A 14695-nucleotide genomic window follows, 5' to 3' on the forward strand; every position below is an offset into this window, starting at 1 on the left:
CCTCACGCCGATCCAGTTGGAGACAGCCGGTAAGCAAGAAGAGGCCTATGAGGATTACGCTTGATCGATGAAGAGCCCGAAGACACATGCGCTCAAAAATAGACATAGATTCCATATCGGAAGCCTGTGGAAGATCTGAAGCGGATAGTGAGGGTCAGGGTTTTCCTGATGCCTGAATGAGGGGAATCAGGGTGAAACGCAGGCCTATAACGATATTCCTAGCCAGGGCCTATCGGCCCCATTCTAAAGGGGCATTGCACAAGTTACTGAGCCGACCATCAAATAGTGCGTAGCGTGTGTTCAATAATCGCTTGTTTTCCCGTAGAAATGCCACTTTCTAGAAAGTTGTACGCGCACACTTTGACGGTCTCATCAGTATGTGGGAAGCCTAGTTAGAAGGAACCAGCAGCCGAACGGTACGAAAGTCCCCGGGTAGTCTGGTCGAATGCGACAGAAGGAGATGCCACGGATGGCGCTTCAAATTCGCAGGGCACATCAGTTCCTTCCTTATCCTCAAGATCAGACCGGTCTCTGTACAAGCACTCGTGGAAAGAGCGGAAAGGTTCCTGACACCTTTTCCCTGTCTGGCACCTTACCGCTATCCAAACTTATCCTCCTAGCCCTTAGCTTAACTGCCTGTACGACCACAAGCGTACTCGTGGAACAGGCTCCTCCTCAGACCCCAAAACCATCTGAGGCAATCTATAACCCTCCCGTTGTCCTACCTCCTGCAATCGTTTTGTCGTTAATGAATACCCCCCTAGCATCGGCTTGTAAAGATGATCATATTTCTCTCACGAAAATATCTGTGAAACAGGAACAAACTTCTTGGTGCTGGGTCGCGAGCGCAACAGTCGTGGCGAATATCTATACGATGATGAACCCGACTACGTCCGCTCCATACAAACAGTGCGAACTTTACGATAAAGGTAAAAACATCCCCGCACTCAAGACTTGCTGTAATCCCGCAAACATTAACAAGTCTAAATGCCAGCAACCTGGATGGCCGGAAATGATCCTGAGGCCTCTCGGCATCAAGCCGAACATGTACGATCCTCGAAGAGACGGGCCATTGTCTTGGTACCAGATTACGGACGAGCTTTGTCAGAACCGTCCAATCCTCTACATAATCAAGTGGACCGGCGGAGGTTTACATTCACTGGCAGCAAGCGGGTACCGAGAAACGACAATTTCCGCCGTTCTAGGATCGACCATCGTAGATATGGTTGAAAAAATTGTTGTCAGTGACAGTCACCAATCCGGCATTACGGATATACGATATGACTGCTTTGTCCAGGACTGCGCTGGTAAGTGGACTCAGTTTCGCGACTATCTCGACATAAAAAATAATGCGTTCTACTTCGCATGGACTCATATGAGTGTGTTGATCCGATGAAAAACCGCTGCTGGATAAAACACCGTGCCCGCGTTTCTCCGGCCATCGCACTCGTGCCTGCGATGGCAATCATGGTAAGCCTGACGGTCTCTCCGATTGCCTATGGACAGTTTGTTACCATTGAGGCTCCACCAACCGAGGCCAAGGATGCAGCCGTGGATGGCTTGGCTACCCTGAAGGCAATCGTCAAAAATGATGACCCACATGCCATGCAACTGGGATTCGTTTCCGCAGCAGAGGTTATGGGACTGACTCCAGCTAATAACCTAGGCCTGCCTTTGCCTGTTTATTGGGTCCGCCTGGATAAACTGGCACAATTTTGTCTGCCTGGTGCACCCTGCCCTACTGCCCCCCAACGAGCCAAGGCAGTTATTAGACTTCTTGAACCTTTCCGTGAATTTATCTATCCGATTTCGGTAGGAATCTTCCCACGATCCTCGTTGACGGTTGTTCGACCGGATCCTCAGGATCATCACACATGGCTGACCACAGAGTGGGGTTCCGAACGTCTCATAAAGAAAATGATGAAGTTGAGGAAAGGCGAGTGTTTGGTTGTTTCTATCCTTGGATTGAACCGGCATTTTCTGGCTGGCATGCCAGCGGGAGCGGGAGATTGCGGGCCACAACAAATACGGGGAGATCTACTCACTCTTCGAGCGCTGGAAGACGACGCCATTCTTCACATTGCCGAAGGGGATACCATAAATGCCTGGCAAGCTTTTTCCCTGATGCGAACGTTAGCCGATACTGTCAACAAGATGAACGCACCCTATTGAACAACCGCAATGTTTCTAAAAGAAGGGGGGATACGCTATGCGACTTCTGCTTGAGGATCTGGGTTTATATGGGCGAGCACTGTTGGCCGGTATCATCATCACTCTCTTTATCCCTGGATGTACCAGGGTGAACGTGCAAGTGAAGACAGGAGAATGCGCAAAGGCAAGCGAAGGGGAAGATGACCCTGCAGGTTGTTTTAAGCGTACCGCGAGAGCAGGTGACTACGCCAACGATGGCACAGCCTGCACGAGTGGCTATGTCTGTAAAGTTATTGGAGCCCTATGCGATCCCAATAATTCTAATGCACATTGCACAACGATTCCTAAGGGTGGGGGGAATTGTGACTGCTCTTGCCAACCGTAGACTCCCCGATACGGCAGGACGAAACCAGCCTCTCGTTTCAGGGAGCACATCCATGGTGGCGGAATGCTGGACATGTGCTTATAGAGGATGAGCGGTGAGGCGCCATGTCAGCATGGAAGAGATTGGGTTTACCATTACCATGCCAAACAATAAGAGCCCCTTAAGCGACGCGACGGGAGGATTCATCATGAAACACAAGGTGGGTCGTTCCGGCACTATTCCTGGCTTCGTGCGCATCATCGCGTTGATCTTTGCCACCTTCATTTCGTTCCTTTCTGTCATTCCTGGAAATGCCCGAGCCGCAGTCGCGACCTCAATTACGCCCACAACCGGCGCCGGGATTCCCAACACCACCGTCACACAGAACGGGAACGTGTATAACATTACCGATGGGACCAGAGCGGGCACGAATCTGTTTCACAGTTTTGGAAACTTCAGTGTCGGAGCAGGCGACATCGCCAACTTCTTGAATACTCCAGTCAACGGTAGCTTGCCATTGACGTCGAATATCCTTGGACGTGTCACTGGCGGAAATGTCTCGAATCTCTTTGGGACCATTCAGACCACCGGATTCGGCAACGCGAATCTTTTTCTCATGAATCCAGCCGGTATCGTCTTCGGGCCCACCGCCACGTTGAATGTCGGCGGATCGGTCACATTCACCACAGCCAATAGCATACGACTCACAGACACGGGAATATTGCACGCCGATCCCACTTCAACAAGCGTATTGACCAGCGCGCCCGTCGCGGCCTTTGGGTTTCTCGGTTCCAATCCTGGAGCCATCACTGTCCAAGGCAGCAACTTGTCCGTACCGACCGGGCAATCCCTCAGTTTCATCGCTGGAGATATTGCCATCGGCCCAAGCGAAGCAACAGGAAACCCACCTCAACCTGCACACATCGCAGCCCCGGAAGGACGGATTAATTTGGTCAGCGGCGCGTCAACCGGGGAAGTCATGGCTTCAACTTTTCAACCAACACCCGGAATGGCAGGTGGTTCGATCACCCTTGGCCCTGGAACCTTGGTGGACGTCAGCGGAAATGCAGGAGGCACCGTGCGTATCCGTGGCGGAAGCTTGGTGATGGACAATGCGACGATCTCGGCTGACACAGTTAATGCAAATGGAGCTTTATCCGCCGTAGACATTCAACTCACCGGCGATCTGTTGATCTCGGCTGATCTGAACCCTGCCGTCACTGCCCGAACAACCGGCTCAGGCAATGCCGGAGACACTCTAATTTCTTCGGCCAACATGTCTGTTACGGCTACTACAGAAGATATCTTGGCTGTCATCGACCCCCACACTACAGGATCGGGTAGAGCAGGCAATGTCACTATTACGACCGGCAATCTCCAAGTCGATGGAAGCAACGCCTTGGGTCTCATCTACTTTATAGATTCTGGAACAATAGGCCTAGACGGCGGCCACGGCGGTGATGTGACCATCACCGCTCGCACTATTGACGTCAACACTGCACCAATCAGCACTGGTCAATCAGTTGCACTTCAGAGCGGCGAAGACGCTACCGGCTCTGCCGGCAATGTCAGAATTTCGGCAGACAGTCTCCACATGACCCTATCGCCCATTGTGACAGACGGTGGATTCTTTGATGTTGGTCGAGCAGGAGATATCACAGTTACAGCTCATGAGATCATGTTGGACAACAGCGATATGACGGCTCTTAGTTTTGAGCGAGGCGGTCAAATAAGGATCTCTGCAAACCACTTATTAACCAATGAAAGCATGCTCCACGCCAATACCGCTTCTCTTGCGGGAGGAGGAGTCTCGGTTTCAGCCGATACGATCGAACTTACGAATGGGAGCCAAATCGTGAGCGATACTGCAGGCAACGGAGCCGCCGGCTCAATCATCATCGTGGCAAACGATCACATCACCCTCTCTGCTCAACCTCCTTTCTTTCGGCCGAGCGGTATCTTCAGCAACTCTTTTGGGAGATCTGGCAGTTTCGGCGATGCTGCAAGTGTCACTATCACAACCCCGCGATTGGAGATGTTGAATGGCTCGAGGATCAATACCATCACCAAGAGCAGCGGCCGGGGCGGCGATGTTGCGATCACGACAACGGGTCCTATTTTAATCTCGGGCGAGTTCCCCAAGGATATCCCAGAACCGTTATTCTCTCTCGGCACCATCCATCCGAGCGGTATTTTCACTTCAACGATCGGCGGCAAATGTTCAGGACCGTGCGGCAGTGCAGGTAATATAGCCATCACTACGGGATCGCTCGCGATGGGTACCGGCTCTCAGATCGACAGTGGCACCAGCAGCAACGGACAAGGTGGCAACATCACAATCGCCGCAATAGACAAGATAGCCATGTCCGGCACTCTGACCACGAGCCAGCCAGGCGGAATCCAAAGCCGAACAATCGGCACAGCACCGGATGCGGGCTCAGGTGGTAATATTTTTCTCACTGCCGGTCAATCGGTGACTATCTCTGACGGCGCGTCGGTGTCCGCCAGCAGTACAGGGCCTGGCAACGCGGGCAACATTGCGATCAATGCCGGCCAGCAATTTGAAATGCGCAACAGTTCGGTGAAGACGGAAGCCGCGCAGGCCAGTGGCGGGAATATCGACATTCAAGCCATTGACCGTATCCGACTGGTGAATAGTTCCATCAGCACATCGGTACTTGGCGGTAGCGGCAGCGGTGGAAATATTACGATCGATCCGAATGTCGTCATCTTGCAGAACAGCCAGGTGATTGCCCAGGCCGTCCAGGGCGCCGGGGGGAATATTTCCATCACCACGCCACTCTTCCTCGCCGATGCCAGCAGCCTGGTGGATGCCTCGTCGCAATTCGGCTTGAACGGCACGGTGAACATCCAGAGTCCGACCTCGAACCTGGCAGGCACCGTCTCCTCACTCCCCTCTTCGCTTCGCCAGGTACAGTCACTCCAGACCGGTCGTTGCGCGGCACTGGCTGATAGCCGATCCAGCAGCCTGATCGTCGCCGGGCGCGATATTCTTCCGGCGGAGCCGGGCGGTTGGTCGCCCAGTCCCTTCGCACTCATCATGGAACAGACCGAACCGCTGGCCCTCGCCAGTGAGGAAAGCAGCCCACTGGTCGCGGCCATGACTGCATCGGCCGATGCCCCGGTCTCGTTGCGTCGGTTGACCCCCGCAGGCTTTCTGACACAGCGCTTTGCGGAGAGTGGATTGACTGGATGCCGCGCGTAAGGTCGAGGATTGGATGAGGAATCACACATCGTTTGCGCGGGCGAGCGCAGGCATTGCCCTTTCTGCGGGGTTCGTCATGCTGCTCACGCTGCCCCCTTCTTCACTCCTGGCTCAAGCCCTCCCGCCGGTCTTCGATCCGACCGGCCGATCCGGTGAACCGCCCGGTCCGCTCAAGAAGGAGTTCAGGCCGCCGGCTCCCCCGCCGAGCATGGTGCTGCCGCCGGTCCCACAGGCGCCGGATAGCGACATCCAGCGGCAATTGGGACAGATCCGCGTCTTCGTCCACGATATTCATGTGACCGGCAACACCGTTTTTACAGAGGTGGAGATCGACCAGGTCACGAAGCCATTCAAAGGCCGCACCCTCACGACGGATGACCTGGAGCGGCTGCGGCTGGCGCTGACCCTGCTCTACGTCAATCGAGGCTACATCACGTCGGGCGCGATCATTCCCGATCAGGACGTGACGCTCGGAGTCATCACCTATCACATCGTCGAAGGCACGGTCGCGCGGATCGATGTGGCGGGGACCGACTGGTTCCGTGACGGCTATCTGCGCGACCGGGTGGCGCTGGGCGTCAAGACGCCCTTTGCCATCGCGCCGCTGCAGGAACGACTGCAACTGCTCCAGCAGGACCAGCGTCTCGAGCGCATCAACGCGGAACTCCGCCCCGGCGATCGCCGCGGGGAGAGCGTGCTGAATCTGCGGGTGAAGGAGGCCTCTCCCTGGAAAGCATGGCTGGATTTCAATAACCATCAGACACCGGTCGTGGGCGCCGAACGGGGATTGGCGACCGTCGCACACCAAAATGTCACCGGCCACGGCGATGCCTTCAGCTTCACCTACGGCCGGTCGCGCGGCGTGAATCCGATCATCGACACCTCCTATACGATTCCGGTAACCCGGTACGATACAACCCTGTCGGCCTACTACCGGCGCAACGATTTCCTCGTGGTCGATCAGAGCTTCCGTTTTCTCGACTTGAAGGCCGACGCGGAGATCTTCGGCATCACACTCCGCCAGCCGCTCTACAAGACGCTCACCGATGAGTTTGCGGTCGCGATCACCGGGGAACGGCTCTATAACAAGGTCACCTCCGCGTTCGACCAGGCCGGACTCCCCTCGCTGTTCATTCCCGGCTCGTCGGACACCGGCGTCAATACGGTCAGCGCGCTCCGCTTCATTCAAGAGTATGTCCATCGCACGCCGAACTCGGTCATCGCTGTCCGCTCCCGCTTCTCCGTCGGGCTCGATGTGCTTGGTGCCACCAACAACTCCGGTCCGCTCCCGGATACGCAATTCTTCTCGTGGTTAGCCCAAGTGCAAGGCCTGCGACGGCTCGATGAGTGGGGTGGCGTGCAACTGCTGGGACAGATGAGCCTGCAGCTCGCGAACGACCGCCTCTTCCCGCTGGAACAGATGCCGGTCGGCGGACGCTTCAGCGTCCGCGGCTATCGCGAGAACACGCTCATTCGCGACAACGCGTTTTTGGCTTCGATTGAATCCCGCATCCCGCTGCTCGCGTTTCCCTCCGGCGAGCCCCGCCTCCAATTCGCGCAATTCGCCGATGTGGGCCGCGCCTGGAATGCCAAAGGCGGCACCCCCGATCCTCAGACCCTGGCGAGCATCGGATTGGGCGTACGCTGGAGCCTGCTGCCGCAGGAACGGGCACGGTTTGAACTCTACTGGGGACAACCGCTCAATCACGTCCCACATCCGCCGGGCAATCTGCAGGATCACGGCATCCACCTGCAGTTTGTCGTACAGGTATTGTGATGACACCTCTATCTCGTCTGTCTGGTCTATCAGGTCTATCTGGTGCGGTGTCTCGCTTGGGACGAAACACACGAGACAGACAAGACAGACCAGACAGACCATTGTATCTTGTGTCACTACTCGTGCTGCTGACCTCCCTATGCGTCGAGAGCGACCGGAGCTCCGCAGCCGACGTCGCGAATGATCCGGCCACGCTCATGACGCAGGGCACCGACGCGTTTCGCCGCGGTGCGTTTGAACAAGCCCTCACCTCCTGGAAGGACGCTGCCGGGCTTGCCGGCGAACGCGGCGCGACCCGCGAACACATCCAGGCCCTCCTCGGCGCCGCACAGGCTGCGCAGGCCCTCGGGCAGTCCAAGCAGGCGCTGCTCCAACTCGACCTTGCCCTGGTGCTCTCACAGAACAGCGGCGATCCGCAGACCACAGCGGGCGTGCTGGCCCAACTCGGTCGCACCTATCTCGCGGTCGGCCAGCTCGATGAAGCCGAGGAACGCCTGACCGACGCGTTGACGCTCGCCCGTCAAGAAGCATCACCCGCGCTCACCGCCGCCACGCTGAACGATCTGGGCATTCTCCACGCCCTAAGACACGAAGATACCGAGGCGCTGGCTGCCTTTCATGAAAGTACGACGATTGCGCAGGACACCGGGCTTCCCATGGTCGCGATTACCGCCAGAATCAACGCCGCGCGCGCGGCGTTGCGGCTCGGCCAGCCACAGGACAGCCGGCTCTGGCTCGATCAATCACTCGACCAAACCCGTGAACTGTCCCCGTCTTACAACAAGGCCGTGGGCTTGATTAATATCGGACTGGGCTACGGGTACCTGCGGCCGCTCCTGCCAGACATCGGCGATGCGCTGCTCATACGAGCCGCCGGCGCGCTGCAAGAAGCGGTGGCCCTATCCGAACGATTGGGAGATGCGCGCACCTTGTCCTATGCGCTGGGCTATCTCGGGCATCTCTACGAAACAGAACGCCGCACCGAGGAAGCGCTGCAGTTGTCCCGACGCGCGGCGTTCTCAGCGCAATCCGCGGGCGTACCGGAAGCGCTCTACCGTTGGCAGTGGCAGGTGGGCCGGCTGCTGGCGTCGAGCGGCCACCTCGACGACGCCATCGTCTCCTACCGGCAAGCCGCCGCCACGTTGCTGCCCATCCGACCGGAAGTGGCCCGCGCCTCCTATGAGGCGTCGACTCCGGACCAGGAATCGGTGCGCCCCTTGTTTTTCGAACTGGCCGACCTCCTGCTCCAACGCGCCGGGATGACGGACGACACCCACACCGCACAGACCTATCTCCTGACTGCGCGCGACGCGATCGAAGCCTTCAAAGCGGCTGAGCTGCGGGAATACTTCAAGGACGAATGCGTCGATGCCCTGCAGTCCCGCATCACAAAACCCGACACGCTCTCCCCGACTACCGCAGTGATCTATCCGATCATATTCGCAGACCGATTGGACCTGCTCGTCAGCCTCCCGACCGGGATGACGCGGATCTCAGTGCCGGTCCCCGCCGTGACATTGGCGCAGGAAGTGCGCGCATTCCGCCGCACGGTCGAGAAGCGGACGACCAGGGAATATCTCCCCCATGCTCAACAGCTCTATGACTGGCTGGTTCGCCCCATCGAGGCAGAGCTGACCCGCTTGCACATTAATACGCTGGTGTTTGTCCCCGACGGATCGCTCCGCACCATTCCCCTGGCCGCCTTGCACGATGGGACCGGCTTCCTCATTCAGAAATTTGCCGTCGCGCTGACCCCTGGGCTGAATCTCACGGACCCCCACCCGATTAACCGGGAGACGGTCCGGTTCCTGTCCATCGGACTGACACATGCCGTCCAGGGATTTCCGGCGCTCCCGTATGTAGCCGAAGAAATGGGAGCGATCCACGATCTCTATCGAGGCGATCAACTGCTCAATAGCGAGTTTCAGACAACCCGGCTGGAGCAGGAATTGCGAGACGGTCAGTTCGGCGTGCTGCACATTGCCACGCACGGAAAATTTTCGACGGATGCGAATGAGAGTTTTCTGCTCACATTCGACGGCAGACTCACCGTGAATCAGCTGGACCGGCTGGTCGGCTTATACCGGTTCCGGCAGGAACCGCTCGAACTCCTGACCCTCAGCGCCTGCCAGACCGGCGTCGGCGATGATCGCGCCGCCCTCGGCCTCGCGGGAATCGCCATCAAGGCCGGCGCGAGAAGCGCGATCGCCACGCTGTGGTTCATCAACGATGAAGCGTCCGCTGCGCTGATTTCCGAATTCTACCGGCAGCTCAGAAATCCATCGATGTCCAAAGCGGTCGCGTTGCAACAAGCTCAGACGAAGCTGTTGGCTGATCGGGTCTACGAGCATCCGGCTTACTGGTCCCCTTTCTTGTTGCTCAATAACTGGCTATAAAGGGTCGCGACCGTATGCTAGAGTACGCTTCATGCATGGATATTCACCACAGAGCCTCAGCAAGAGGGGGTGCACGGTGAAACCCACATTGTTGTTTTGCATCATCTGTACAATGCCCCTGGGCCTGACACTTGTGGAGCCGACACAGGCCACGGCAGGATCCGAGCAATCCGCAGCCCCTCACGTCGCCGCCCCTGATGACCTGTCGCTGCCGATCTATACCCCACCCAGAAAGTTTTCGCCTCGAGCGCGTGTCGGCGGGGAAATGCGCGGGACCGGCGGCAGCGACCCTGAAATTCAAGCTCTCGTCCCCGATCATGTCGGCCTGACGATCAACCAAACGCCGGCGCTGAATTGGTTTCTGTCCAAACCCACGGCCTATACCGTTCGTTTCACGCTGATCGATAATCGCTCGATCAAGCCGGTGCATGAAGCACCCATCCCTTCTCCGACGAAGGCAGGAATTCAGACGATTAGTCTGAAGGAGATGGGAGTGACACTCGAACCGGACGTGCAGTATCGATGGTACGTCTCTGTGATCCGTAACCCCGACTCACCATCGCAGGACATCGTGGCGGGGGGAGTCATTGAGCGCTGTGAGTTCAATGCCTGTCTTGTCGAAGCAGGCCCGCACCTCACCTGCAGCACGCAGAGCGTGCAGGACAACGCCCGCCAGGGATTCTGGTACGACGCGATGGCCTGTCTCTGCACGCTCATCGATGCCCGCCCCACCGACGCCCCGCTCCGACGCATGCGCGCTGCGCTGCTGAAACAAGTCGGTCTACACGGAGTGGCTGAGTGGGATCTTCGCTCCCTCACGACCTCAACCCGATAGCGCTCCTCTGATTCCTTCCCTCTTTGCCATGACAACCCGCGATTCCTTCGCCCACCGGCGAATCCTTTCCGATTCACTTACGGATCACATCTGATCCACCCTCGTCGGCTCCTACCGTCATACATCGCGATGGGGATCGGCTCAGCTCCGCTTTTTCCAACAATCTTCTCCCAAACATGCCCGTGCAATCGGATAGGGCCACTGGCATACGGCTTGCGAACTCCTCCAGAAAGAACTTGAGGCGCCACTCCTCAGGAGTCCACACCGTGACACAGGAATTGATCAACTGGGTGTTGTTAGCGGGGCTGGTAGGAATCTCGTGGCTCATGGTCATCACGATCACCGGCGACGATCGCCGCACTGACAAAGGGGTTCATACCCATGAGACAAAAGAGCTCTCAAAAAACGGGACACCTTCGCACCGAGGGATGGCGGTCTGATCGGAAATCAGACGATCGTCTCCTGCCCCTATCGAGTCAGACTGCCGCTGTTGATCTTCACGCACCATCCCTCAACGGGGTGACTGCCACCGCAGATTCTCGCAATCAGCGCATCACCGTCCTTCTCCCGACGACTCTGATCGAACGCCTGCGAAACGCCATTTACTGGACCGAACAGCGCACGATGGCCCGGGTCATTGCTGATGCCATTGATGATGCGGCGGCCGAGATGGAGCAGACCAACGGCGGCCTATTTCCTCTTCGCCTCGCTCCGCTGAAACGAGGGCGACCTCGCCGTGTTCCCCCTGCACAACGCCTTTCCATTACCGAGCCGCTCCTGTAGGCGCCGCCGGTGGACTCGACCATCAGCGCTCGATGCCGAAGTGAGGAACTGCAATGACCGCAGAGCTGAGACGATCAGACCATCCGATGCTGGCCACCCTGCTGACCATCACTATGAGCAGCCTGGGGCAGACGGAATCCCCCGCCGCGGACCCAACCAACGTGACCGACTCAGCTCCCCACATCGACGCCATGGGATTGATCAAAGAAGCAGAAAGCGTGAGCATCGCTTCACGCTATGGACCGCCGATCTCGCGAGCCCCGTCGAACGCAGATCGCCGCTCGGTCTATAACGACGTACAAGGCACGATGAACCGGCTCTGGCACGACAAAGCTGAAGTGGCAGAATCCGCACTCAACGCACTCTACGACAAGCACCAGGAGTATCCTCTTGGCGAAACGATCGGCAGCCAGGCGATGGGCTGGCTGCCGATGAGATTCTAAATGGTTTCCTTAAGTGGTATATCTGTACTATTCTTGCGCCATTCTCGTTATTGTACGGCGCAACACACGACCCTCAGCCTTGGGCCACGGTGAGTCAGGCCGTGTCCTATATCTAAGGCTTCACTGACTGAGGGAGCTATGGCCGGCGAAGCCCCTTCCCATACCGTGCTCGTCGTGGAAGACAATCCTGATATTGTCGTGAGCCTGCAGGACCTGCTCACCCACGACGGCTATACCGTCCATACCGCCCCCTCTTGTCACGGCGCGCTCGCCCAGCTCCGTGCCCATCGCTTCAATGCAGTCTTGCTCGACGTGACCTTGCCGGACGGCGATGGCCTCGAGGTGCTCGCCACGATCCAACAGCTGGACCCGCATTTACCCGTAATCATCGTCACGGCCAGCACGACGACGGAGAAAACGGTGGGGTCGCTGACGCGGGGGGCCTTCGCCTATTTAACCAAACCCTACCATCGCGAGGAACTCCGCCAGACGCTCCGTCGCGCGATCGGGGTCAAGGAACTGGCGGTGAAAGCCCAACGCGCCGAACATCTCCTGACGGAAAGCGAAGACCGCTTCCGCTCACTGGTGGAGTCAGCCAGCGATGCCATCGTGGTGGCCGATGGGCGGGGCATCATCCTCTCGCACAATCGATCATCTGCGACCATGTTCGGCTATTCGAACCATGATCTGATCGGAAAACCGCTCACGGTTCTCATGCCGTCACGGTATCACTATCGCCACAACGCCGGCCTGGCCCGTCTGGAAGCAACCGGATCGGGGCGTCTCATCGGATCGGTCGTCGAACTCCAGGGGCTCAAGCAGGACGGCACCGAATTTCCGATCGAACTCTCGCTGGCTACCTGGAAAACCGAAACCGGCAACTTCTATAGCGGTATCATTCGCGACAGTTCCCAACGAAAGCAGACGGAGCGGGCGCTGGATGAACTGCGTCGCCGGCATAGTCTTATCCTAACGCAGGCCGGCGAGGGCATCTATGGCATCGATCGCCAGGGGCTCGCTACGTTCGTGAATCCGCGCGCGGCCGCGATGCTCGGCTATGCTGTGGAGGACTTGATCGGGCGGCCTATGCATGCGCTCCTGCACCACAGCAGAATCGATGGGACCCCGTACCCCGACGACGCCTGTCCGATCTACGCCGCCCTGCACGACGGTGAGATCCATCGCGTCACCCATGAAGTATTTTGGAAACGTGATGGCACCAGCTTCCCCGTCGAATACGTCAGTTCTCCGCTGTGGGAGGACGACACCGTCGCCGGGGCGGTCGTGGTCTTTCATGATACGACCAAACAGTGGCGTGTCGAATCGGGATTGCGGGAACGGGAAAACCGCTTGGAATGCGTGATCCGCGGATCGAGCGACGGGTTCTGGGATGGACAGGTTCTGCCCGGCCAGCCGTGGCATCACCCTCACACGCCGGTCTGGTGGTCTCCGCGGGTGCGCGAGTTGTTAGGATATAGCCGGGAGGAGTTTCCGGACATCCTGGAGAGCTGGATGTCCCGGTTGCACCCTGAAGATCGTGAGCGAGCCCTGGCCGCATTGCGCGCGCACATGGAACAGCACGAGCCCTACGACGTGGAGTACCGGCTCCTCACGAAACAGGGCGAATACCGCTGGTTCCGCGCGCGCGGCCAGGCCGTGTGGGACGACAATGGACGGCCCTTCCGCATGGCTGGCTCCTTACAGTGCATCACCGACCGCAAACGGATAGAAGAAGCCCTCCGACGCAGTGAACGGCTGCTGAAAGACGTGATCGATAACACGACCGCCGTCATTTACGTGAAAGGGCTGGACGGACGTTACGTGCTCACGAATCGCCGGTTCGGGCAGATGTTCAACTTGACCACCGATCAGATCGTCGGGCGCACCGATCATGATCTCTTTCCCCGCGAAATTGCCGACGCATTCAGTGCCAACGATCGCCAGGTGCTGGAACGCAAGGCTCCGGTGGAGTACGACGAAACCGCCCCTCACCGGGATGGGCTGCGCCACTACATCTCGATCAAATTTCCGCTCTGCGACGAAACAGGGACCCCCTATGCCGTGTGCGGAATCTCCACCGATATCACCGAACGCAAACGACTTGGAGATGCTCTCCGCATCAACGAGGAGCGGGTTCAGCTCGCGCTCATGACTGCGCGCGTCGGCATCTGGGACTGGAACCTGCAGACGGACCACTGCTATTGGTCGCCGATCGTCAATGATCTGCTCGACCTCCCGGTCGGTGCTGGTCCCCTCTCCAGGGAGGAATTTCTGGCCAGAGTCTACCCAGAGGATCAGGCTACCGTTCTGGCGGCGCTGCTGGAGGCGCCCAAATCCTCTCAGCCTGAGCTCGCCTATGCTCACCGCGTGCGCCGAGCCGACGGCACTCTCCAGTGGCTCTCATGGTCGGGCCATGTGGTTCGGAGTGCGACCGGGACAGCGACCCGCATCCTGGGGACCGTCCAATCCATTTCAACCGGACAGGTGCCGCCGTCAGAGCCCACGCAGACAGGTCGCAACGCCCCAGAGAAACCGCGACACGACAATCTGCGATCGTGATATTATGATGACGCCTCATCGACACCACACGGAGTGTCCCCCCTTCGCCGAATGCCGCGCACCTGGCAGATACTTGGGGGGATTCGCTCTGCTCATCATATTTTGTCTCCTCGGATCAGCCCACGCCCTTGCCGGAGAAATTGCCATACTGCAATCCTCCG

Annotated in this window: 9 protein-coding genes; all 9 read left to right on the plus strand. The window is 58.1% G+C overall.

All coding sequences use genetic code 11. The features are described 5' to 3' along the window. The first annotated feature begins 1392 nt into the window (after positions 1–1392). The 9 genes from Q8N04_09495 to Q8N04_09535 all read left to right on the plus strand — a co-directional run bounded on the left by Q8N04_09495 (position 1393) and on the right by Q8N04_09535 (position 14534). Complete coding sequence (locus Q8N04_09495; protein MDP3090900.1) at positions 1393–2172, plus strand: hypothetical protein; 780 nt, start codon at positions 1393–1395, stop codon at positions 2170–2172. Positions 2173–2723: 551 nt separating this feature from the next. Further along, a complete protein-coding gene (locus Q8N04_09500) occupies positions 2724–5741 on the plus strand; it encodes a filamentous hemagglutinin N-terminal domain-containing protein (protein MDP3090901.1) in 3018 nt (1005 codons plus the stop codon). 13 nt (positions 5742–5754) lie between these two features. Next, positions 5755–7518, plus strand: coding sequence for a ShlB/FhaC/HecB family hemolysin secretion/activation protein (locus Q8N04_09505; GenBank protein MDP3090902.1), 1764 nt, complete (start codon positions 5755–5757; stop codon positions 7516–7518). 110 nt (positions 7519–7628) lie between these two features. Beyond that, a complete protein-coding gene (locus tag Q8N04_09510) occupies positions 7629–9914 on the plus strand; it encodes a CHAT domain-containing protein (GenBank protein ID MDP3090903.1) in 2286 nt (761 codons plus the stop codon). 76 nt (positions 9915–9990) lie between these two features. After that, a complete protein-coding gene (locus Q8N04_09515) occupies positions 9991–10749 on the plus strand; it encodes a DUF928 domain-containing protein (GenBank protein MDP3090904.1) in 759 nt (252 codons plus the stop codon). Between the two features lie 266 nt (positions 10750–11015). After that, the gene (locus tag Q8N04_09520; protein ID MDP3090905.1) at positions 11016–11189 is read left to right on the plus strand and encodes a hypothetical protein; all 174 of its coding nucleotides are present in this window, start codon (positions 11016–11018) and stop codon (positions 11187–11189) included. 79 nt (positions 11190–11268) lie between these two features. Then, a complete protein-coding gene (locus tag Q8N04_09525; protein ID MDP3090906.1) occupies positions 11269–11532 on the plus strand; it encodes a hypothetical protein in 264 nt (87 codons plus the stop codon). A gap of 53 nt (positions 11533–11585) precedes the next feature. Then, entirely contained in the window at positions 11586–11975 is a 390-nt protein-coding gene (locus Q8N04_09530; GenBank protein MDP3090907.1) for a hypothetical protein, read from the plus strand. A gap of 138 nt (positions 11976–12113) precedes the next feature. Beyond that, a complete protein-coding gene (locus tag Q8N04_09535; GenBank protein ID MDP3090908.1) occupies positions 12114–14534 on the plus strand; it encodes a PAS domain S-box protein in 2421 nt (806 codons plus the stop codon). The last annotated feature ends 161 nt before the right edge of the window (positions 14535–14695 follow it).

The sequence above is a fragment of the Nitrospira sp. genome, assembly GCA_030692565.1.
GTDB lineage: Bacteria > Nitrospirota > Nitrospiria > Nitrospirales > Nitrospiraceae > Nitrospira_D.

Excerpts from the sequence above, each read along its gene's own strand:
- Q8N04_09500 (MDP3090901.1), top strand. The coding sequence starts at position 2,724 with ATGAAACACAAGGTGGGTCGTTCCGGCACTATTCCTGGCTTCGTGCGC.
- Q8N04_09505 (MDP3090902.1), top strand. The coding sequence starts at position 5,755 with ATGAGGAATCACACATCGTTTGCGCGGGCGAGCGCAGGCATTGCCCTT.
- Q8N04_09495 (MDP3090900.1), top strand. The coding sequence starts at position 1,393 with ATGAAAAACCGCTGCTGGATAAAACACCGTGCCCGCGTTTCTCCGGCC.
- Q8N04_09530 (MDP3090907.1), top strand. The coding sequence starts at position 11,586 with ATGACCGCAGAGCTGAGACGATCAGACCATCCGATGCTGGCCACCCTG.
- Q8N04_09535 (MDP3090908.1), top strand. The coding sequence starts at position 12,114 with ATGGCCGGCGAAGCCCCTTCCCATACCGTGCTCGTCGTGGAAGACAAT.